Genomic DNA, 20,044 nt, shown 5'->3' on the forward strand with positions numbered 1-20,044 from the left:
TTAGGAGTGATTTTACCAGGAGCTAGTGCGGCAATCAAAGCCTCTCAACATGGGAAGATTGGCATTATTGGAACGCCAATGACGATTCAATCAGATATTTATCGGCAAAAAATCGAGCGTCTCTTACCGGAAGTGGAGGTGACAAGTCTTTCTTGTCCCAAATTTGTACCGCTAGTAGAATCTAATGAACTGTCGTCTAGTATTACGAAAAAAGTGGTCTATGAGAGCTTGATGCCTTTAAAAGGCAAGGTGGACACTTTAGTACTAGGCTGTACGCATTATCCTTTACTAAAACCAATCATTCAAAATGTGATGGGACCAACAGTGAAACTGATTGATAGTGGAGCAGAATGCGTGCGGGACATTTCTGTTTTGCTAAATTATTTTGAAATCAATCACAGCAGAGAAGGAGAACTTCCTCAACACCGCTTTTTTACAACAGCAAATGCGAAAAGTTTTGCTGAAATTGCAGAAACGTGGTTAAATAAAGAAATAAATGTGGAGCATGTGACCTTATGAGTAGCAAAATTTATGAGTATAAAGATACCCAAGATTGGTATGTTGGAGAATGGTCTTCTCGTGGCGAAACTTTCCATTTTAAGGATGTTGATTCGGAAGAACTCAGTCGTATGGAGGAAGAGCTCCGTCAATTAGTAGTTGAAGAGCAGTCTTTTTCTGTTGCAGTGATTCAATATAACTCCATGATGTCTTTTGTTCAATTTGTCCTGCAAATGATTAACGAGAACCAAGATTCACAGTTTCAGGCACAATTTCATAAAGGTGCTATTCTAATTACGGAAAAGGGACAGTTAGTTTTAGTGCATTTGCCTAAAAATGGGATTCAGCTGAATGATTTCTTTTCTCAGAAAGACTTGTCAGGTTTGACAGTCGGAGATACGATTTTAGTCGCTACTCGCAATGAAGGAAAAACTGCTGAATTTCGTAAAATATTTGAAAAATTAGGCTACAAAATTGAAAACCTGAATGACTATCCTGATTTGCCAGAGGTAGCAGAAACTGGAATGACTTTTGAAGAGAATGCTCGTTTGAAAGCAGAGACCATTTCTAAGCTGACTGGCAAAATGGTATTGGCGGATGACTCAGGCTTAAAAGTGGATGCACTAGGTGGTCTTCCTGGAGTTTGGTCTGCTCGCTTTGCTGGAAATGATGCAACAGACTTAGAAAACAATGCAAAATTGCTACATGAATTAGCAATGGTTTTCGACTTGAAAGATCGCTCTGCACAGTTTCATACCACTCTGGTAGTGGCAAGTCCTGACAAAGAAAGTCTGGTCGTAGAGGCTGACTGGCCAGGCTATATCAATTTTGAGCCGAAAGGTGAAAATGGATTTGGCTATGATCCTTTATTTTTAGTAGGTGAAACAGGCAAAACATCTGCAGAATTAACAATGGAAGAAAAAAACGCTCAATCACATCGAGCTCAAGCAGTTCAAAAATTAGTGGAGGTATTTCCAACATGGCAAAACAAACCATCATCGTAATGAGTGATTCTCATGGAGATCGTGCTATTGTAGAAGAGATAAAGACCTATTATCTCGGAAAAGTAGATGCTATTTTTCATAATGGTGATTCTGAGCTGCCAAGTGATGACGAAGTGTGGCAAGGAATTTACGTTGTAGCAGGGAACATGGATTTCTATGGTGGCTATCCAGATCGCTTAGTGACAGACTTAAACGGCACCATTATTGCGCAAACTCACGGACATCTTCAACAGGTCAATTTTGGTTTTCAAAAATTGGACCTCTGGGCACAAGAGGTAAATGCAGATATTTGTTTGTATGGGCATTTACATATTCCAGATGCGTGGATGGAAGGAAAAACGCTCTTTTTAAATCCCGGTTCTATCAGCCAACCGCGCGGTGTTATCAATGAGCGACTTTATGCTAAGGTAGAGATTAGTGATGATGCATTTCAAGTGGACTATTATACGCGTCAACACGAACTGTATTCTCGCCTATCAAAGGAGTTTACTCGATGATTGCCAAAGAATTTGAAGATTTTCTCTTACAGCAAGAAGATACTTTTTTAACACCGGCAGAAAACTTAGCTGTCTTGATTGATACTCACAATGCTGATCATGCTATTTTGTTGTTGAGTCAGATGACCTATTCGCGAGTACCCGTTGTGACAGATCAGAAAAAGTTTGTTGGAACTATTTCGCTGACAGATATCTTGTCTTACCAAATGCAGCATGAAATCCCTGATGAGGAATTTATGACAACGGATATTGTTCACATGGCGAAAAAAGATGACCTGACAGTCGGTCCGGATTTTACATTGACAGAAGTGCTGCATAAGTTAGTAGATGAGTCCTTCTTGCCAGTCGTTGATCAGGACAATACATTTCAAGGAATTATTACACGCAAATCTATCCTAAAAGCAGTTAATGCTCTTTTGCATAGTTTTGCGAATGAATACGAGATTCATCCAAAATGAAAGAAGAAATAACAACCTTTTTAGAAGGAAAAAATTTATCTGACAATTCAAAAACAGCTTATTTTTATGATTTGGAGCAATTCGTAGATGTGACCCATGCAAAAATTACAGAGACCAATCTGCGGATTTATCAGGCTTCTATCGCTGACTTTAAACCTTCTGTTCAGAAACGAAAATTATCTGCTGTCAATCAATTTTTGCATTATTTATATAAGCAACGATTGATTTCAGACTTTTATCGTTTGGAGTTGCCAAAAGTGGGAATCCCGAAAGAACACGATGCGGAAATTTTGGATTTGTCTGATTTTTATGCAGATACAAATCAATACAACGGTCGCTTGATTGCGCTTCTCATTTTAGAAATGGGGCTTTTACCAAGCGAAATTTTGCAGTTGAAAGTAGCAGATGTCAATCTGGATTTTCAGATTATTCGCATTGAGAAAGCAGGTCAAAAGCGCATTGTGCCCATTCCAGACCAATTGATTGGAGAATTGGAAACAACTCTGGAAGGAACTTACTTGTTAGAAAAGAATGGAAAAAGCTATTCGCGGCAATGGGGCTTTCGTCAATTAGAGGCTTTTTTGATTGAAAAAAATCAAGCTACTTTATCAGCTCAGAGTTTGCGGGAGCAATATATTTTACGCCAGCGAGAAAAAGGCGTAGAAATATATGAAATTGCGCGCAATTTAGGCTTGAAAACAATGATGACGTTGGAAAAATACAGATAATGGACATAAAAATTAAAGATTTTGAAGGCCCATTGGACTTATTGCTTCATTTGGTGTCAAGATACCAAATGGATATCTATGATGTGCCGATTACAGAGGTCATTGAGCAATATTTGGCTTATGTGGCGACGCTTCAGGCTATGAGGTTAGAAGTGACGGGAGAATACATGGTTATGGCAAGTCAGCTCATGTTGATTAAAAGCCGAAAACTCTTGCCAAAAGTAGCTGATAGCTTAGAAACTGAAGAGGATTTGGAGCAAGATTTGCTTTCTCAAATTGAGGAATATCGGAAATTCAAATTGTTAGGTGAGAAAATGGCAGAGCAGCATGAAGAACGGGCTCTTTATTACTCCAAGCCTAAAATCGAATTGGTATATGGAAATGCTGAGTTACGTCATGACAAAACAACGATTGATTTGTTTCTGGCCTTTTCAAAGTTGATGACACAAAAAAGAGAAGAATTTGCTCAAAACCACACAACCATTGTCAAAGACGAATATAAAATTGAAGACATGATGAATGTAATACGCAATCGTTGCCATCTACAAGAAAAAATTGCTCTTCAAGCGATCTTCTCAGAAACAAAAGATATAAATGAAGTCATTACTCTATTTTTAGCAACATTGGAATTGGTAAAAGTGCAAGAAATTCAAGTGGTGCAGGAAGAAAATTTTGGGAATATTTATCTAATGGGAAAAAGAAATGAGTAAATTAGCAGAGATTGAAGCCTTGCTCTTTGTAGCAGGTGAGGACGGCTTGCGTGTCCGTCAACTGGCAGAACTCCTCTCTCTGCCTCCTACGGGAGTGACACAGAGTTTGGAGAAATTGGCAGAAAAGTATCAAAAAGATGAAGATTCAAGTCTTGCCTTGTTAGAGACGTCGAATACTTATAAAATTGTTACCAAGCAAGATTTTGCTGAATTGTTGCGGGAATATTCAAAAGCCCCTATCAATCAAAGTTTATCAAGAGCTGCCTTGGAAACTTTGTCCATTATTGCTTATAAGCAGCCTATTACGAGAATGGAAGTGGATGAGATTCGTGGGGTCAATTCTAGTGGTGCGATTTCAAAGTTGCAGATATTTGACTTGATTTGTGAAAATGGAAAAAAAGAAGTGCTAGGGCGCCCAAATCTTTATGTGACAACGGATTATTTTTTGGATTATATGGGAATCAATAGCTTAGAAGAATTGCCAATAGTAGAAGAGACAGAGTTAATAGCAGAAGAAAGTCAGCTATTTACTGAAAGGATAGAGGATGAGAATCAATAAATATATTGCCCATGCTGGGATTGCGAGCCGTAGAAAGGCAGAAGAGTTGATAAAACAAGGGCTTGTCACTGTGAATGGACAAGTTGTTCGTGAGTTGGCGACGACGATTAAGTCAGGTGATCGTGTTGAGGTCAGTGGTCAGCCAATTTACAATGAAGAAAAAGTGTACTATCTCTTAAACAAGCCTCGCGGTGTCATTTCTAGCGTGACAGATGACAAAGGTCGTCCAACGGTAGTTGATTTGTTGCCAAATGTCACAGAGAGAATCTATCCAGTTGGTCGACTTGATTGGGATACGTCAGGTGCTTTGATTTTGACAAATGATGGCGATTTTACAGATGAGATGATTCATCCGCGAAATGAAATTGATAAGGTCTATGTAGCTCGTGTCAAGGGGGTGGCTGATAAAGAAGTTCTCCGTCCCTTGACCAAAGGTGTGGAAGTTGATGGCAAAAAAACCAAACCAGCGGTTTACGAAATTCTGAAAGTAGACTCGGTTAAGAATCGTTCGGTTGTTCAGTTGACCATTCATGAAGGACGAAATCACCAAGTGAAAAAGATGTTTGAAGCTGTTGGTTTGCAAGTAGATAAACTTTCTCGTACGCAATTTGGTCATTTGAATTTAACTGGTCTTCGTCCGGGTGAAGCTCGCCGTCTCAATAAAAAAGAGGTCAGCCAGTTACATAACCTAGCTGTGACGAAGAAAAAATGATGAAAAAAATCTTTATCGAACCAGTGCGTTTTTATCAAAAGTTTATCTCGCCAGCCTTTCCACCCTCTTGTCGCTATCAGCCGACTTGCTCAAATTACATGATTCAAGCGATTGAAAAGCACGGTGCTAAAGGTGTCTTAATGGGAATTGCACGTATTTTGCGTTGTCATCCTTGGGCAGAAGGAGGAGATGATCCTGTACCAGATGTTTTTAGTTTGAAGCGCAATTATGCAGAAGACAAAGAAAAAGGTTGAGACGCATCCTCTATAAAGAGGTCAACCAGAGATTCTTTATAAAATACTATAACTTAATAGTACAAATAAGAAAAACGAATAATTTTGACATTCTAACTAACAGAAAATCAAAATTGCTCGTTTTTTATATTTCTTGCTGGCCTTTTGTTGTCGGTTCATTTCATACTCAATGAAAATTGAAAAGTTTTAAAGGCATTCGCTGTGTGAAATCTAACTATCTTTTCTATAAAGTCAGCTTAGACGAACGATTAAAATATCTTGAATCTACTTCGTATTTACTCTTCATTTAAAGACTGATATAATAATCATGAAAGCGCTTGTAAATTTAATTTTAAAAAGGAGAACAAATGGTTTTGGAAACAAGAAATATTGCTATTCAAGATACTTATGGTGAGCGATTCCAGCATTGTTGGGGATGCGGTCCTAAGAATAAGTCAGGCTTGCATTTAAAAACTTATCCTAGTCTAAACGGAACTAGCTGTATTAGCAAGATAACACCAGCTCAACAGTATACCGGTGGTGTTCCAGCTAATCTATTTGGCGGTATGATTGCCATGATTTTTGACTGCCATGGTACCGCTTCAGCAGCCTGGTTTGCTCATCAAAATAAGGGCTTAGATTTCACAGAAGAAACGGTCATTGGACGATTTATCACAGCTCGTTTGGAAATAGATTATAAAAGTCCAACGCCCATTGATGAGGAAATTACGGTCATCTCTCGACTTGAAGAACTAGGTCAAAGAAAAGCTATTGTGGCAATGGAGATGACAGTAGCGGGTCAGGTGCGTGCCAAAGCTAGAATGGTAGCAGTCGCAGTGAAAGATAACATGTAGCATGTTTCGAAGATGAGACTACGCACTAAATTGTTGTTTCATTTAGTTCCTATACGGTAAACTTTAAAATAGTGCAAAAATGCTTTCTCTATAATATAATCAGAGTGAAAAATTATGGAATGTTAATTTGTCTCTAACATTCTTTTTTGTGTTTAAATAGAATCATCATAGCTTATCTGATAAGAAGTAGATAGTAAATCAATCTCAGCGTAGAATGAGTAAGAATTATTGTTGCTTTTTAAGATGAACACAATAAATTACTAATCACAAAGAGCTAACTAGGATTACACACCTAATGAAGATTTTATATTGGTTTGCATGGTTTTTTAAGCAAGTGTGGCAAAACTATGGAAGGTATTTTAGGATTTATCTATTTAAAATTTTTTTAATTATTTGAATAGTTATATGTTTAAACGGGGAAGGATAATATCTAAAAGTTCCCATTTTTCTCAGGACACAACCATTGAAATTTTGTTTAAAACAAAGTACACTGTCAGAACTATCAAAATGACCAGTAATACCCAAAAGGTTGTAACAGGGAATACCTCGCTTGATTGATTCTCGCATTACATAATCTTGCAAAAGAGCGGGTGCGTAGAATTTGTTAAATTCAGGATAGGATCCAGAAAAGAGATAGACCGTTTCTTGGGGAGTGTATACAAAAAGACTGCTAGCTAATATTGTACTTTTGTTTCCATACTTTTTTAATAGTTGGTATGCTTCATTTTTTCGTATTTCAAACGTTTCAAATTGACTAGATAGTTCTCGAAATTGATTCATTTTTTTTCAGAGGAATGGTTGTTTTCTTCAAGATAATCTTGTAGTAATTTAATCTTTTTAGATAATTCATTCTGATTATTTTGTAAATGCTCCAAATAATTTTTGAAATTTATGCTCGCTATAATAAATTCTGCATTGCTTCCAAAGCTATCATAAAATTTTTCATAATAATCTAAAGTCTTATCATTATAGTTGCGACGTTCAGAAGTTGATGAAGTAATCTGCTTAAATTTATAAAGCTCATTACGTTTAAGTTTATGCAGTTCTATACCAAATGTTTTAGCCTTTTTGACTAATGATTTTCCTTGTTTAGTAAAAGATTTTAGTAATGTTTCTTCTATTAAGTCATTTAGGTCTTTTACAAAATGCCAATCACCTTCACCTCCAGGATAGTCCTTTTGTAAGCCATCAAATTGGTAATTCAGGTTGGTGAGCATAGATACAAGTTCCTTCTTTTCAGTACTAATGGGCTCACCTTTACTATTGAAGACTTGATAAATATCATAGGGTTTCACAACCAGCTCTATAGCCTTTAACTTTCTTGCATAGATTTTTAATTCTTCATAAAATTTAGGTAAGAACTCATAATTAGTAACAACAGGTCCTGAATTGATTTCTAAGTATAAACCACCTGCCATTTTTGTACTAAATAATAATGCTGATACTTGTAATTGATTGTTATCAAAGAAGCCAATGAACTCAACATTATATCCTCTTTTTTTCAATAAAATAGACATTTCTACGGATTGAATAAAGGATTTCCGTTTCGTTTTTTGATAATGTTGCTTCAATGCTTCTTTAGTAATTATTTCTAAAGGCATTGTTCTGTACTCCTTAATCATTTGTAGGTTAATAAATAGATCTGGTGAAGCTACAGAATAAAATTATTTCTTATTTGAAAACGTTTTTATTTTGAACCATTTTATCACCCAGAATTTAACCCTGTCAAAATATTTGCTCTTGAATTTTAATATTGTGAGACTGTTGACTTACAAAATCTTGTATTTACAAAAGAATAGACAAACGAAGCCATAGGAAATTCAGGTTTCTTACGGCTTTTATTTATGACTTAGTTGATAAAAGAAAATAAAAAAACAATCCAAAGGAGCATTTCCTCTAGAAAACAAAAGACAAACCTACCAAAATGGTGGTTTGTCTACAGTCTGAGATATTAGTTTTATGACCAGCGATTTTCAGGCGATATGCTATCGTTTGGACCATGTCTGTGGCATAAAGAGCAGGATCATTGGGTAAATCTCTAAACGCCCTGCGATCATAGCAAGAGAGAGTAGGAGTTTGGAAATAGGACCAAAGATGGCAAAGTTATCAGTTGTTCCTAACATTGGCCCAATGTTGTTGAAACAGCTAAGAACAGCACTGACGACTGTCATCAAGTTATTATTGTCCAAACTAACGATGAAAATGAGAAAGATGATAATCATCGTATACAAAACGAGATATTTTAAAATTTTATGCTGAGTGTCTTTGTCAATGACACTATGATTGACGTGCAGAGTCAATACCCGCTTTGGTGAGAGGGTGGACAATACTTGATTTTTAGCAATGCGAACCAGCATTAAGCAACGAACTACCTTTAAACCGCCGGCGGTTGAACCAGCAGAACCCCCTATACACATAAGAATGAGGAGGATGAACTGAGAAAAGAGTGGCCAAGCCGTGGTGTCTCCAAAACCAAAGCCGGTTGTAGTAATAATATTAGAGACTTGAAAAAATGAAATCTCCAAAGTTTGAGAGAGGTCTTGATAGATATGAAAGACATTAAGGCAGATGAAAATCGTTGTAGATGCTACAATAATGAGATAAGTTCGCAATTCTTCATCACCAAAAAAGGTTTTGAATTTTCTTAGTAATAGGAAATAATACAGATCAAAATTCACACCAAAGATGAGCACACCAAAGCTCACTAAATAAGTAATCAATGAGCTGTGATAATGGGCAATTCCGTCATTGTGGACACTAAAGCCTCCTGTTCCCGCTGTTCCCATGGCAATGATAAAACTATCAAATAGAGGCATTCCTGCTAGATAATAAATCACTACAAAAATAGCGAAAAGTGCTAAGTACAGCAAATAGAGAATTTGTGCAGTATCCTTTAATTTAGAGACAACTTTACCAAAAACAGGACCAGGGACTTCAGCTCGCATTACTTCCAAATGGCTATTTTTATTATTTTCCATAATAGCAAGAGCAAAGACTAGTACTCCCATACCTCCGATTAAGTGGGTAAAACTACGCCAAAAGAGTAGGGAATGTGACAAAACAGAGACGTCTGGTAAGATAGAAGCTCCAGTTGTTGTAAAGCCTGAACTGATCTCAAAGAAAGCATCGATGAGATGGGGAATTTGTCCCGAAAAAACAAAAGGAAGAGCCCCGAAGAAGGACCAAAGTATCCAGCATAAAGCGACAATCAGAACCCCTTCCTTGGCATAAATGTGATGATTTTTAGGTTTAAAAGAACTACCTAAAAGTCCGACTGCCAAGAGAATGCCAATTGTAGCGCTAATTGAAAGCAGGTTTTGATTGGGTTCATGATAGATAAATGCTACAATGAGGGGAATCAGTAGCAGCCCTGCTTCAATGATTAACAATTTTGAGAGGAGGAAACGAATCATACTTCTATTCATGGCTTACCTCTCTAACAAATCATATATTTGCGTGATATTTTGGATTGGTGTCGTGACGATGATTTGGTCGCCTATTTGAATGTGGTCTTCCCCCGTTGGGAAAATAGGTTTTCCATTTCGGATAATGGCAGCAATCAAGACACCTTTTTTCAGTTTGAGGCTGGAAAGTGGTCTTCCAGTCATTTTATTTTCTTCCTTTATTTGAAATTGCAGAGTTTCAAGTTGTCCATTGGCAAGATGGTGCATGGCTTGTAAATCAGAATATTGAGCATTCACACGTCCGCGGACAAAGTGCATAATCGTGTCAACAGCGATTCTCTTTGGTGTTACAATGCTTGAAAATTCCTGACTGTCAATGATTTCAAGCAAGCTAGTTCGATTGACTTTCGTGATATTTTTTTGCACGCCCATGCTTTCAAGGAACATGGATGAAATGATATTTTCCTCATCGACACCAGTCAAAGTGGCAACAGCATCATAGTGTTGAGCACTTTCTTCTAGCAGAATGTCTTTTGCAGTACCGTCACCTTGAACAATATGCAAATGTGGAAATTCTTGGCTAAACCATTCAGCATGCTTTGGATTGATTTCAATCACTTTTAGTTTGATTTTGCTATTTTTTAAAATATTAAGTAGATAGTAGGCGATTTTTCCTGCACCAATGAGCATCAAACTTTTAATGACTTTGGGTCGCACGAAATTATGGAAAAGAATGACATCTACCCGATTTCCGGTGACATAGATAATATCATTCTGCAAAATGGTAATTTCACCGTCTGGAATGAGCAATTGTCCATTGCGGTTAATGGCACAAATCAAGACATTGCCAAATTTTTTGCGAAATTGAGACATGGTCATCTGACAGAGGTCACTATTTTGCTTAACTTTAAATTCCATTAAGCTGACGCGTCCATTGGCAAATCGCTCAACAGAGAGCGCATTTGGAAATTCAATGATATTTGCAATATAGCGTGCTGCTAGCAATTCAGGATTGACTATGAGAGAGAAACCAAGGATATTTTTTTCTTTAAAATAAGAATTTGAATACTCTGGGTTGCGCACTCGGACAATTGTTTCTTTTGCTCTCATTCTTTTTGCCAACACAGCTGATACCATATTGACTTCGTCATGCTCTGTCATGGCAATGAAAATATCGCAATGCTCTACATCAGCTTGTTCTAAAATTTTAAAATTGGCACCGTTACCAACAATGCCCATAATATCATAACGCTTGGTGATGCGATTCAGTACGGCTTCGTTTTGCTCAATGAGAATCACATCATGTTTTTCAGCCACAAGTGAACGACAAAGTGCAGAGCCTACTTTACCGCCACCAACGACAATAATTTTCATGTTATACCTCCCAAGTATACCCCTCTATCATACCCTTTTTTTACAAAAATTTCATCGTTTTGAAGAAAGAAAAAGAGATATTTTATTCAAAAGAGTCCAGTAATTGAAAATAAAAAGATAAACTTGAAAATTCGTCATAAAAATCTAGAAAATATGAAAAAATAAAGCTTTTTTTGTTGACATGTGCTAAGAAAGTGATATACTAAGAAAGTACCCTCATTGATTTACCTCAAACCTGTTGTGATGTAAGTTAATGAGCCTTAAACCACGCTGTCTGCTGAGCTTGACTCCGGGCAGTGTGGCTATTTTTTTGCTTGATAGCAATTACAGTTCACTAAGATAGATGAGAAGGCTATAACATATGACAACATTTCAAAACCACATTGTTCTTTTTGAACCGCAAATCCCACAGAATACGGGTAATATTGCTCGGACTTGCGCAGCAACGAATTCGCCTCTTCATATCATTTTACCAATGGGATTTCCGATTGATGACCGTAAGATGAAACGAGCTGGCTTGGATTATTGGGATAAGCTGGACATTACTTATTATGACAATTTAGAAGAATTCATGAGTAAAATGGACGGACAATTGTATTTGATTTCTAAGTTTGCGGAGAAGGTTTATGCGGAAGAAAATTTTGCAACTGCTGGAAATCACTATTTCATGTTTGGGCGTGAGGATAAGGGCTTGCCAGAAGATTTTATGCGTGCTCATTCTGAAAAAGCCTTGCGGATTCCGATGAATGATGAACATGTCAGAAGTCTGAATTTGTCAAATACAGTCTGTATGCTGGTGTATGAAGCCCTGCGGCAACAGAATTTTGCAGGTTTGGAGCTAGTACATCACTATGCACATGACAAATTAAAATAGGATTTCTTAAAAGAATGGACGACATCGGATAAAATGCTTGCTCTAGCAGGCTTTTTTTGTTATGATTAAAGGGTCTTCAGGGCAGGGTGAAATTCCCGACCGGCGGTAATTTGCAGCCGTTGACAATCTTTTGTTTTTATATAGCGTTGTAGTTTCTTTGTGTACCTTTGAAACGCCACTTCATTTAAAAACAAAATCTTTGCCAACTGGATAGCTGTTTTAAGTCCGCGAGCGTAAGCTGATGTGGTGCAATTCCACAACCGACAGTATAGTCTGGATGGGAGAAGACGAAAGGCAATGAAGAAGGTCTAAAAGTACAGCTTTTAAATTTTATTTAAGGAGATTTTCTTATACTATTTCAAAGGTTCCGTTGATTTAGAGAAATCGTTCTTCAGCAAGCCTTCCAGCTTCTCTAATTTTTATAAATTGGAGGAACCTGTTATGACACATACACGCAAAATGGCTGTTGTTGCTATTCTTTCAGCAATTTCATTTTTGCTGATGTTCTTTGATTTCCCGATTTTACCGGGGGCTAGCTTTTTAAAGCTAGATTTCAGTATTTTACCAATCTTACTGGGATTAGTGGTGCTGGATTTAGGTGGTGCTTTGAGCATTTTATTGGTTCGTTCGGTGCTCAAACTGCTGCTGAACAATCAAGGCGTCAATACTTATATTGGCTTGCCGATGAATATCATTGCGGTTGCTGTTTTCGTAATTGCTTTTGCTTTGATTTGGAAAAAAGAGCAGACAACCGTTCGTTTTCTAATCGCTTCTGTGGTGGGGACGCTCGGATTGACCTTGGCAATGCTGATTCTCAACTATGCCTATGCTATTCCACTCTATGCAACATTTGCTAATTTTGATATTTCAAAGATTCTGGGCGTGGCAAACTATCTATTTGCAATGGTCATTCCATTTAATCTATTAGAAGGTGTGGTTTTTGCAGTTGCCTTCTGGCTGATTTATCTGCTTTTGAAACCAATTTTAATCAAGTATGAAAAATAAACAAACGTTTTTAACCAAGGGCTCTTTTGCCCTTTTACTTTTTGTGATTTTAGGATATGTTATCAAGTTTCATCCTAATTATTTAAAAGGCTTTGATTGGCCAATTCAGACAATTTTGCGTGGGGATTTACCAGATTCTTTGACATTTTTCTTTTCTAACGTGACAAGTCTAATCAACATACCCGTTATTATAACTTGGGTTGTAGTTTTAGTTGGTCTTTTCCTTTATAAAAAATGGTGGAGTGAGGCGATTCTTTTGGCTGGAAATCTTGCTTTGACGGGAATTTTAGTGGCTCTTTTGAAAAATGTCTATCAACGTCCTCGTCCTGCTATTCAACATTTGGTAGAAGAAGGTGGATTTTCTTTTCCGAGTGGACATGCCTTGGCTTCGACGTTAGTTGTTGGGGCGTTAGTGATTATTGTGAGCCAGCGCGTGAAAAATCGTCATCTCAGACATTTGCTGCAAGTGTTACTCATGGTATTCATTCTTACAATCATGACATCTCGCGTTTATCTAGGAGTTCATTATCCAACAGATGTTTTAGGAAGTCTTTTCTTAGGTTTAGGGATGTTACATATTGAATTTCCATACTATGATAAGATGCGCTTCCAATGGCGTTTTAGAAGAAAACAAAATTAGGTTGTCACAAGGGAAATGCTGATGAATAAAGTATTGAATGAAAAATTAATAAATCAAATTTTATCAGTTGTAGCCTGCATTCCTGTAGGAAAAGTGGCTACTTATGGACAAATTACGCATTTGATAGGGCGAGAAAGAAATGCTCGTTTAGTAGGTCGCGTCCTGTCTCAAGCAGAACTTTATGGAAAATTTCCTTGCCACCGTGTGGTCAATGCAGCAGGACGCTTAGCGCCAGCGTGGGAGGAGCAGAGACATCTCCTTTGGGCCGAAGGAGTGACTTTTAAAACGAATGGCTGTGTGGATTTAAAAAAACACCAATGGAGGCCAACGGATATTAGTAAAGTGTAAATGGAACTCCGAGCGCGAGTTCTGTTTTATTTTGTGGTACAATGAAAGTTATGAAACCTTATAATTCTTTGAATGCTTATTATCGAAAACTATTTGGAGAGAAGACTTTTAAAGTTCCGATTGATGCGGGATTTGATTGTCCCAATCGAGATGGAACGGTTGCTCATGGTGGCTGTACTTTTTGTACGGTGTCAGGTTCTGGTGATGCGATTGTAGCTCCTGAAGCACCGATTCGTGAACAATTTTATAAAGAAATTGCCTTCATGCATCGAAAGTGGCCTGAAGTCAAAAAATATCTAGTTTATTTTCAAAATTTCACCAATACCCACGATAAGGTAGAAGTTATTCGTGAGCGTTATGAACAGGCCATCAATGAGCCAGGGGTTGTAGGTATCAATATCGGTACCAGACCAGATTGCCTGCCTGATGAGACGATTGCCTATCTAGCAGAATTATCTGAACGTATGCATGTGACGGTAGAGTTGGGCCTGCAGACGACTTATGAAACTACTTCGCAATTGATTAACCGCGCACATTCATATGAATTATACGTTGAAACGGTTCAACGGCTGCGGAAATTTCCAAAAATCGAGATAGTTTCCCACTTAATCAATGGTTTGCCTGGTGAAAGCCATGAGATGATGATAGAAAATGTTCGCCGCTGTGTGACAGACAATGATATTCAGGGGATTAAATTACATCTTTTGCATTTAATGACTAACACACGGATGCAACGAGATTATCATGAAGGACGCTTGCAGTTGCTTAGCCAAGATGAGTATGTTGCTATTATCTGTGATCAATTAGAAATAATCCCTGAACATATCGTCATTCATCGAATTACAGGAGATGCGCCACGGGACATGCTCATTGGACCCATGTGGAGTCTCAAAAAGTGGGAAGTGCTAAATGCGATTGAGCAAGAAATGAAACGTCGTGGTAGCGTGCAAGGTTGTAGGGCAAAGGAGCAAAGATATACATGTTGAGACCGTTGGAGATGGCACATGCCTTTTTATCAGAAATCATAACCAAAGAAGATATAGTCGTAGATGCTACTATGGGAAATGGATATGATACTCTTTTCTTGGCACAATTAGCTAAAAAAGTCTATGCTTTTGATATTCAAGAACAAGCTATTAAGCAAACCGCTAAGCGCTTGGCAGAAGCTAAAGTAGACAATGTTGAATTGCTTTTAACAGGTCACGAAAATGTGGATCAATACATTGCAACTATTAAAGCAGCTATTTTTAATTTAGGCTATCTGCCGTCAGCAGATAAGTCAGTAATTACCCAGCCACATACAACTATACAGGCCTTGGAAAAATTATGTCAGCGTTTAGAAGCTGGCGGTCGGATTGCGGTCATGATTTACTATGGGCATACAGGTGGCGAAATAGAGCGGGATGCGGTTTTAGACTTTGTTAGTCAATTGCCGCAGCAGGAATTTACTGTTGCCCTTTATAAAACAATCAACCAAATCAATCAGCCCCCCTTTTTAGTGATGATTGAGAAATTGAAAATGACCTAAGTGGAGAGAAAAATGGATAAGCAATATCTACATGAAAAATTGAACTGCTTGCGCAGTCAATATTTAGATTCAACCAATGGAGAAATTTTAGCAAAGCAAGTAAATGATGCGCAGATGAGCAAAAAAATGCTTCGGATTAAGAAAAAATTAGTCAATCTTGAAATGGAGCGCTGCCAAAAAATGATTGAGCATCGCGATTTATCGAAAATAGAGCAAAAGATCTCCGAGCAGAAGATGCTTTTTGAAAAATGTTGTAAACAAAAATAAAGGAGGAAAAGGTGGACTTACTCCTTTATATTATTATCTTTTTATCTGTTCTGATTGTTTCAAATGCCACCAACAAGCTATTTCCAAGCTTGCCAACGCCACTCATACAAATTCTATTAGGGATTGGCTTGGGATTTTTCATTCCAGTTGGAACGTTTCATTTAGAGACGGAGCTGTTTCTAGCTTTAATCATTGGACCGCTACTGTTTCGAGAAGCAGAAGAAAGCGATATTACCAGTATTCTTAAGCATTGGAAGATTGTTATTTATCTGATTTTTCCAGTTATTTTTCTATCAACTTTTAGTCTTGGCTTTTTGTCACATTGGCTATGGGTGTCCCTTCCTCTTGCAGCTTGTATCGCAGTTGGAGCCGCCTTGGGTCCGACTGATTTAGTGGCTTTTGCGTCCTTATCTGAGCGCTTTACCTTTCCAAGACGTGTAGAAAATATTTTGAAAGGGGAGGGCTTGCTAAATGATGCGAGTGGTTTAGTTGCCTTTCAATTTGCCCTGACGGCTTGGACAACAGGGAAATTTTCAGCTCAGGAAGCCAGCACCTCACTTATCCTTTCAATCATTGGCGGTTTTATTGTGGGTGGTCTAACTGCTTTTTTAAATCGTCAGTTGCAAAAGCTGCTGTATACGGTGCGAGCCTCAGACACAGCAGGAGAGTTGTTGTTAGAATTAAGTTTACCGTTGCTGACATTCTTTTTGGCCGAAGAACTCCATGTATCAGGAATTATTGCAGTGGTTGTGGCAGGGATTTTTAAGGCTAGTCGTTTTAAAAGGATTACTTTATTAGAAGCTCAAGTTGATACCGTGACAGATACGATTTGGAAAACTGTCACATTTATGCTGAATGGAGCGGTCTTTGTCATTTTAGGAATTGAGTTAGAAACGATAGCTGAACCCATTTTGAAAAGTCCGATTTATGATAATCTTCGACTCCTTCTGACAATTCTTTTACTGACGATTGTGCTATTTGCCATTCGTTTTGTCATGATTTATGGCTTTTATTTCTGGAGAAGTCTGCGTTTGAAAAAGAGAATGTCGAAATATTGGAGAGACATTGCTCTGTTAACTTTTTCAGGCGTGAAAGGAACGGTGTCTATTGCGACCATTCTCTTGATTCCAACAGCGTTAGAACAAAAGTATCCTCTCTTGCTTTTCTTGGTGGCTGGGGTTACGTTGCTTAGTTTTTTGACAGGGCTTGTAATATTACCTCGTTTATCAGAAAACAAAGAAGAATCATCCGACTACCTCATGCATATTGCTATTTTAAATGATGTTGTCCAAGAATTGGAAGAAGATTTGAAACATACCAAAGTTAAGGCTCCGCTTTACGCGGCTATTGATAATTATCATGGACGAATCGAGCATCTTATCCTAGAGCAGGAAGGAAAATCTGTTCAAAAAGATTTGACAGATTTGCAATTGCTGATGCTGAGTATTGAAAGTGACGGCTTGGAACAAGCCTACGAAGAAAGAAAAATAAGCAACCGTGCCTATTCCATTTACCAACGTTATTTATGGAATATGGAGCAAAGAATCAACCGCAACCTTGCTTCGCGCTTCACTTATTTTTTGATCAGCTTTTTCAGAATGACTCGCTTATTGCTGCATGAGATTGTTACATTTGGCTCTACTTTCCGTAATTGGCTCAATCAAGATAGAGCAAAGCCTAGTAAGACTGAAAGAGAAGAGATTGCCGAACTGTATCTAGCCAATACAGAAGTAATTATCGGGAGTTTAGAAAATCTGAAGGGTGTTTATAATACTGCGCTTATCAATTTCTTGCAAGATTTGCGCATTCGTGAGACAGCAATTATTGAAAGCAGTGCTTTTATTGAACGGGTTATCACGCGTATCAAACCGAATAATATCAAGGAAATGCTACGAGGCTATTATTTGGAGCGGAAGATTATTTTTGAATATGAACACGAAAAGCTGATTTCAGCTAGTTATGCAAAATTTCTCCGTCAAAATGTCAATAATTTAGAAAATTATTCTCTCAAAGAAACCGCCAATACATTACCATACGACATGATGAACTATGTCAGACAGAAATAAAACGGGAGTGGATTGAGCACCTAGTTGCGAATTCACTCTTTTTTAAACAAAAAAATAAGCCTTGACAGGCTTATTTAGTTGGGATGGATATTTCAATGAGGTTTGTTGAATAGAGTGTCTTAATTCGAGAAGCATCAATCGATTTTGTATCAATTTTTCGTTTCAAAAAAAATTCTCGAATTTTTTCAACTTCTTGTTCGCGAATGGCGCGGTGTTTATTTGAAATCAGAATTTCATAATGAAAAGGTGCTTGCGTAAAGACGACGTCTGTATTTCCAGCGGAAAAAGTCTCAACTAGTGTAGCATCTGTACTTTCTAATTGACTTTGTACAAGGCGTGCATGGCTGTTTGTCGTGTTAATAAGCTTCATCTGACTTCCTCCTATATTCTATTCCTATTATAGCACTTTTTCATAAAAAATGTGAACAATTTCTCATACTTTATGATTCTTTTTCCACATTTCAATTCCCCATTTATGACTGCCACGTTTTAGTTTGGAAATAGCTTCTTCGATTGGAAACCAGGCGAGCTGATTAAAATCTTCTAAAGGTGCCTGCGATTGCTCATACTGGCTTACTTCATAAATGTAAGCAGGGTTATAAAAATAGGTATCGCGGTGGCGAGAATAAAAATATTCATCTGCTTGTCCGTAATATTGACCGATTTGAGCAGTAAAACCAAGCTCTTCAATCAGTTCACGTTTTAAAGCAGTCAAGCGATCTTCGTCTTGCTCAATCTCGCCTCCGGGCAAGAACCAAGCACCGTTGGGGGCTTGCACTAAAATTATCTTTTCTTGCTTTTCATCTGGAATAACTGCATAAACGCCATAGCGATTCACATATTGAACACCTTCTTGCTTTTCTCCAAAAGTTGCGACTGTCATATTGTTTCCACTCTTTCTTATATGCTACTAATATCATAATGCAGAAATCAAGTGCTGTCAAGACTTTCAAGCATTTTAAGGTTCAAATTTGAAAATATCTGCTGTGTATAAATTGAGCACTTTTTCAAAGAGAAGACGGAAAAGAATGGCAACGACTGTTGGGATGACAAGCCAAGCTAAGATTGCCAGTCCCATGGAAAGTCCGCCTGTAACAGAAGCGAAGAGTCCTGTCAGACCAACGAGTCCAAAACCTGCTGATGCAGGCGTCCCTATAATGGTGAAGAGGGGAACCAATAGTCCAGTTACAGCAGAAGTTGCAATGATAGGAACATAAGAGATTGGATGTTCAAAGACATTGGTCATCATCATTTTCATTGAACCAAGGGCGACAGCAGCAGTTACACCAGGTTTATTGACGAAGAATGAATGAACAACAAGGACGATACAAGTTGTTCCGACTCCCATAGCAGAAGCACCAGCAGCAAGTCCATTTAGTCCAATGGCAAGACCGATTGCAACAGTTGAGATTGGAGCCACGATTAAGATAGCAAAAGTAACACAGATGAGAACACTCATTAAGTAAGGCTGAAGATCCGTAAAGTAGATGATTCCTTGCCCAATTAAGCTAGAAATCATTTTGACATAAGGAAGTGTGAATAACCCCACAGTCGCAAGAAGCGATCCAACGATTGGCAGAAGAACAAAATTAAAAGATTCAAATTTTCCTTCTAGCCAGAGCAATACGAGGACGCTGAGGGCACAAATTAGCATGACATTGATAATGTCCCCTGTACCGGTCGTGTAGAATCCAGTAACCATTTTGTTTGCAGTTGCCGTAATTTCAGCAGAGGCTTTTTGCTTTTGGAGATATCCTAATAACTCCGTTGCTCCAGCTAGTTTGCTAGAAGTACCAGAACTAACAAAAGCAATGGCTGCCAGAAGCGCAGCTTTCATTCCTTTGAAATTAAATTCCAAGGCAACCAGCGTTCCAATTACGGCAGATAAAGTGGCTTGGAAAAGAACGTTAGCCACATTCCAAGTAGCAAAGAAAGCGTTATTTTTGAAAAAGTCTAAAGAGAAAATAATGGCAAAGATACAGTTAGGCAGCAAGGCTACGATAACACCAATTGCGGTGCCGTTTAGAACTTTATGCAAAAATGATTTAGGGGTAAGTGATGCGGTTGTGTTTTCTTTTGTCATAAAAAACTCCTTTATTTTTGAAAAATAAAATCCGCCCTATCCCAAATGAGAATAAGGCGGAGTCATGTAAAAATGGAGATGATTATCCCATTTTAAAACGGTAGCTACGCCTTGATAAGATACTATAAATAATGATAATAATATCTATAATCAACATAACGTAACTCCTTTTTTATTTTTCTTGTTGTCTATTATAACATCT

Annotated in this window: 23 protein-coding genes, 1 pseudogene and 1 riboswitch; of the genes and pseudogenes, 18 read left to right on the forward strand and 6 right to left on the reverse strand. The window is 37.8% G+C overall.

The features are described from left to right. From HMPREF2887_RS10370 to HMPREF2887_RS01620, 10 genes are all read left to right on the forward strand, one after another. Nucleotides 1-519, forward strand: a 519-nt coding sequence (locus HMPREF2887_RS10370; protein WP_261673780.1) for an aspartate/glutamate racemase family protein, incomplete at its 5' end; no start/stop codon positions are given. Next, nucleotides 516-1,502 (forward strand): nucleoside-triphosphate diphosphatase, encoded by a 987-nt coding sequence (locus HMPREF2887_RS01580; RefSeq protein ID WP_003023636.1) that lies wholly within the window; start codon nucleotides 516-518, stop codon nucleotides 1,500-1,502. The genes HMPREF2887_RS10370 and HMPREF2887_RS01580, both read left to right, overlap by 4 nt. Continuing rightward, nucleotides 1,478-1,999 (forward strand): metallophosphoesterase, encoded by a 522-nt coding sequence (locus tag HMPREF2887_RS01585; protein WP_003023638.1) that lies wholly within the window; start codon nucleotides 1,478-1,480, stop codon nucleotides 1,997-1,999. Before HMPREF2887_RS01580 ends, HMPREF2887_RS01585 begins: the two co-directional genes overlap by 25 nt. Next, complete coding sequence (gene cbpB / locus HMPREF2887_RS01590) at nucleotides 1,996-2,457, forward strand: cyclic-di-AMP-binding protein CbpB (protein WP_003023640.1); 462 nt, start codon at nucleotides 1,996-1,998, stop codon at nucleotides 2,455-2,457. Before HMPREF2887_RS01585 ends, cbpB begins: the two co-directional genes overlap by 4 nt. After that, nucleotides 2,454-3,185 carry a site-specific tyrosine recombinase XerD gene (xerD, locus tag HMPREF2887_RS01595; RefSeq protein ID WP_003023642.1) on the forward strand — a complete coding sequence of 244 codons (732 nt, stop codon included), beginning with the start codon at nucleotides 2,454-2,456 and terminating at the stop codon, nucleotides 3,183-3,185. The genes cbpB and xerD overlap by 4 nt, the downstream gene beginning before the upstream one ends. Further along, on the forward strand, nucleotides 3,185-3,895 hold the full coding sequence (locus HMPREF2887_RS01600; RefSeq protein WP_084740368.1) for a segregation/condensation protein A: 711 nt from the start codon (nucleotides 3,185-3,187) through the stop codon (nucleotides 3,893-3,895). Before xerD ends, HMPREF2887_RS01600 begins: the two co-directional genes overlap by 1 nt. Continuing rightward, the gene (gene scpB, locus HMPREF2887_RS01605) at nucleotides 3,888-4,454 is read left to right on the forward strand and encodes an SMC-Scp complex subunit ScpB (protein WP_021001959.1); all 567 of its coding nucleotides are present in this window, start codon (nucleotides 3,888-3,890) and stop codon (nucleotides 4,452-4,454) included. The genes HMPREF2887_RS01600 and scpB overlap by 8 nt, the downstream gene beginning before the upstream one ends. Continuing rightward, on the forward strand, nucleotides 4,441-5,166 hold the full coding sequence (locus tag HMPREF2887_RS01610; RefSeq protein ID WP_057489785.1) for a pseudouridine synthase: 726 nt from the start codon (nucleotides 4,441-4,443) through the stop codon (nucleotides 5,164-5,166). Before scpB ends, HMPREF2887_RS01610 begins: the two co-directional genes overlap by 14 nt. Beyond that, nucleotides 5,166-5,420, forward strand: coding sequence for a membrane protein insertion efficiency factor YidD (yidD, locus tag HMPREF2887_RS01615; protein ID WP_003031659.1), 255 nt, complete (start codon nucleotides 5,166-5,168; stop codon nucleotides 5,418-5,420). The genes HMPREF2887_RS01610 and yidD overlap by 1 nt, the downstream gene beginning before the upstream one ends. Nucleotides 5,421-5,767: 347 nt before the next feature. Beyond that, on the forward strand, nucleotides 5,768-6,253 hold the full coding sequence (locus HMPREF2887_RS01620; RefSeq protein ID WP_021001958.1) for an acyl-CoA thioesterase: 486 nt from the start codon (nucleotides 5,768-5,770) through the stop codon (nucleotides 6,251-6,253). 366 nt (nucleotides 6,254-6,619) lie between these two features. On the opposite strand, the pseudogene HMPREF2887_RS01625 reads toward HMPREF2887_RS01620, so the two are convergent. From HMPREF2887_RS01625 to trkA, 3 genes and pseudogenes are all read right to left on the reverse strand, one after another. Then, nucleotides 6,620-7,854 (reverse strand): annotated as a pseudogene (locus HMPREF2887_RS01625) (aminoacyltransferase). 384 nt (nucleotides 7,855-8,238) lie between these two features. Beyond that, nucleotides 8,239-9,678 carry a TrkH family potassium uptake protein gene (locus HMPREF2887_RS01630; RefSeq protein ID WP_084740371.1) on the reverse strand — a complete coding sequence of 480 codons (1,440 nt, stop codon included), beginning with the start codon at nucleotides 9,676-9,678 and terminating at the stop codon, nucleotides 8,239-8,241. A 3-nt stretch (nucleotides 9,679-9,681) separates the two neighbouring features. Then, entirely contained in the window at nucleotides 9,682-11,031 is a 1,350-nt protein-coding gene (trkA, locus tag HMPREF2887_RS01635; RefSeq protein WP_021001955.1) for a Trk system potassium transporter TrkA, read from the reverse strand. Nucleotides 11,032-11,392: 361 nt separating this feature from the next. Here trkA and HMPREF2887_RS01640 point away from each other — a divergent pair, with 361 nt between their 5' ends. The 8 genes from HMPREF2887_RS01640 to HMPREF2887_RS01675 all read left to right on the forward strand — a co-directional run bounded on the left by HMPREF2887_RS01640 (nucleotide 11,393) and on the right by HMPREF2887_RS01675 (nucleotide 17,759). Further along, entirely contained in the window at nucleotides 11,393-11,905 is a 513-nt protein-coding gene (locus HMPREF2887_RS01640; protein WP_021001954.1) for a tRNA (cytidine(34)-2'-O)-methyltransferase, read from the forward strand. Between the two features lie 68 nt (nucleotides 11,906-11,973). Beyond that, nucleotides 11,974-12,198: riboswitch (FMN riboswitch) on the forward strand. A gap of 148 nt (nucleotides 12,199-12,346) precedes the next feature. Next, a complete protein-coding gene (locus HMPREF2887_RS01645; protein ID WP_003023663.1) occupies nucleotides 12,347-12,910 on the forward strand; it encodes an ECF transporter S component in 564 nt (187 codons plus the stop codon). Beyond that, nucleotides 12,900-13,550 (forward strand): phosphatase PAP2 family protein, encoded by a 651-nt coding sequence (locus tag HMPREF2887_RS01650; protein WP_084740373.1) that lies wholly within the window; start codon nucleotides 12,900-12,902, stop codon nucleotides 13,548-13,550. The genes HMPREF2887_RS01645 and HMPREF2887_RS01650 overlap by 11 nt, the downstream gene beginning before the upstream one ends. Before the next feature lie 21 nt (nucleotides 13,551-13,571). After that, nucleotides 13,572-13,898, forward strand: coding sequence for an MGMT family protein (locus tag HMPREF2887_RS01655; protein ID WP_057489784.1), 327 nt, complete (start codon nucleotides 13,572-13,574; stop codon nucleotides 13,896-13,898). 41 nt (nucleotides 13,899-13,939) lie between these two features. Beyond that, the gene (locus HMPREF2887_RS01660) at nucleotides 13,940-14,884 is read left to right on the forward strand and encodes a tRNA modification radical SAM protein MnmL/YtqA (protein WP_021001949.1); all 945 of its coding nucleotides are present in this window, start codon (nucleotides 13,940-13,942) and stop codon (nucleotides 14,882-14,884) included. Next, nucleotides 14,878-15,426, forward strand: coding sequence for a tRNA 5-(aminomethyl)-2-thiouridylate-methyltransferase MnmM (locus HMPREF2887_RS01665; protein ID WP_021001948.1), 549 nt, complete (start codon nucleotides 14,878-14,880; stop codon nucleotides 15,424-15,426). The genes HMPREF2887_RS01660 and HMPREF2887_RS01665 overlap by 7 nt, the downstream gene beginning before the upstream one ends. A 12-nt stretch (nucleotides 15,427-15,438) precedes the next feature. Next, on the forward strand, nucleotides 15,439-15,693 hold the full coding sequence (locus HMPREF2887_RS01670; protein ID WP_003023671.1) for a hypothetical protein: 255 nt from the start codon (nucleotides 15,439-15,441) through the stop codon (nucleotides 15,691-15,693). 11 nt (nucleotides 15,694-15,704) lie between these two features. Beyond that, complete coding sequence (locus HMPREF2887_RS01675) at nucleotides 15,705-17,759, forward strand: cation:proton antiporter (protein ID WP_021001947.1); 2,055 nt, start codon at nucleotides 15,705-15,707, stop codon at nucleotides 17,757-17,759. 70 nt (nucleotides 17,760-17,829) lie between these two features. Here HMPREF2887_RS01675 and HMPREF2887_RS01680 read toward each other — a convergent pair whose 3' ends face one another. From HMPREF2887_RS01680 to HMPREF2887_RS01690, 3 genes are all read right to left on the reverse strand, one after another. Further along, nucleotides 17,830-18,129, reverse strand: a complete 300-nt coding sequence (locus HMPREF2887_RS01680; protein ID WP_003023675.1) for a DUF1827 family protein — start codon at nucleotides 18,127-18,129, stop codon at nucleotides 17,830-17,832. Between the two features lie 63 nt (nucleotides 18,130-18,192). Next, nucleotides 18,193-18,642: an NUDIX hydrolase gene (locus HMPREF2887_RS01685; RefSeq protein ID WP_003023676.1), complete on the reverse strand. Its 450-nt coding sequence runs from the start codon at nucleotides 18,640-18,642 to the stop codon at nucleotides 18,193-18,195. A gap of 75 nt (nucleotides 18,643-18,717) precedes the next feature. After that, nucleotides 18,718-19,842, reverse strand: a complete 1,125-nt coding sequence (locus HMPREF2887_RS01690) for a PTS sugar transporter subunit IIC (protein WP_021001946.1) — start codon at nucleotides 19,840-19,842, stop codon at nucleotides 18,718-18,720. Between the last annotated feature and the right edge of the window lie 202 nt (nucleotides 19,843-20,044).

Source organism: Streptococcus sp. HMSC071H03 (assembly GCF_001813035.1).
Classification (GTDB): Bacteria; Bacillota; Bacilli; order Lactobacillales; family Streptococcaceae; genus Streptococcus; species Streptococcus anginosus.

Coding starts and splice junctions, on each gene's coding strand:
- HMPREF2887_RS01580 (WP_003023636.1), top strand. CDS start 516: ATGAGTAGCAAAATTTATGAGTATAAAGATACCCAAGATTGGTATGTT.
- HMPREF2887_RS01585 (WP_003023638.1), top strand. CDS start 1,478: ATGGCAAAACAAACCATCATCGTAATGAGTGATTCTCATGGAGATCGT.
- cbpB (WP_003023640.1), top strand. CDS start 1,996: ATGATTGCCAAAGAATTTGAAGATTTTCTCTTACAGCAAGAAGATACT.
- xerD (WP_003023642.1), top strand. CDS start 2,454: ATGAAAGAAGAAATAACAACCTTTTTAGAAGGAAAAAATTTATCTGAC.
- HMPREF2887_RS01600 (WP_084740368.1), top strand. CDS start 3,185: ATGGACATAAAAATTAAAGATTTTGAAGGCCCATTGGACTTATTGCTT.
- scpB (WP_021001959.1), top strand. CDS start 3,888: ATGAGTAAATTAGCAGAGATTGAAGCCTTGCTCTTTGTAGCAGGTGAG.
- HMPREF2887_RS01610 (WP_057489785.1), top strand. CDS start 4,441: ATGAGAATCAATAAATATATTGCCCATGCTGGGATTGCGAGCCGTAGA.
- yidD (WP_003031659.1), top strand. CDS start 5,166: ATGAAAAAAATCTTTATCGAACCAGTGCGTTTTTATCAAAAGTTTATC.
- HMPREF2887_RS01620 (WP_021001958.1), top strand. CDS start 5,768: ATGGTTTTGGAAACAAGAAATATTGCTATTCAAGATACTTATGGTGAG.
- HMPREF2887_RS01630 (WP_084740371.1), bottom strand. CDS start 9,678: ATGAATAGAAGTATGATTCGTTTCCTCCTCTCAAAATTGTTAATCATT.
- trkA (WP_021001955.1), bottom strand. CDS start 11,031: ATGAAAATTATTGTCGTTGGTGGCGGTAAAGTAGGCTCTGCACTTTGT.
- HMPREF2887_RS01640 (WP_021001954.1), top strand. CDS start 11,393: ATGACAACATTTCAAAACCACATTGTTCTTTTTGAACCGCAAATCCCA.
- HMPREF2887_RS01645 (WP_003023663.1), top strand. CDS start 12,347: ATGACACATACACGCAAAATGGCTGTTGTTGCTATTCTTTCAGCAATT.
- HMPREF2887_RS01650 (WP_084740373.1), top strand. CDS start 12,900: ATGAAAAATAAACAAACGTTTTTAACCAAGGGCTCTTTTGCCCTTTTA.
- HMPREF2887_RS01655 (WP_057489784.1), top strand. CDS start 13,572: ATGAATAAAGTATTGAATGAAAAATTAATAAATCAAATTTTATCAGTT.
- HMPREF2887_RS01660 (WP_021001949.1), top strand. CDS start 13,940: ATGAAAGTTATGAAACCTTATAATTCTTTGAATGCTTATTATCGAAAA.
- HMPREF2887_RS01665 (WP_021001948.1), top strand. CDS start 14,878: ATGTTGAGACCGTTGGAGATGGCACATGCCTTTTTATCAGAAATCATA.
- HMPREF2887_RS01670 (WP_003023671.1), top strand. CDS start 15,439: ATGGATAAGCAATATCTACATGAAAAATTGAACTGCTTGCGCAGTCAA.
- HMPREF2887_RS01680 (WP_003023675.1), bottom strand. CDS start 18,129: ATGAAGCTTATTAACACGACAAACAGCCATGCACGCCTTGTACAAAGT.
- HMPREF2887_RS01685 (WP_003023676.1), bottom strand. CDS start 18,642: ATGACAGTCGCAACTTTTGGAGAAAAGCAAGAAGGTGTTCAATATGTG.
- HMPREF2887_RS01690 (WP_021001946.1), bottom strand. CDS start 19,842: ATGACAAAAGAAAACACAACCGCATCACTTACCCCTAAATCATTTTTG.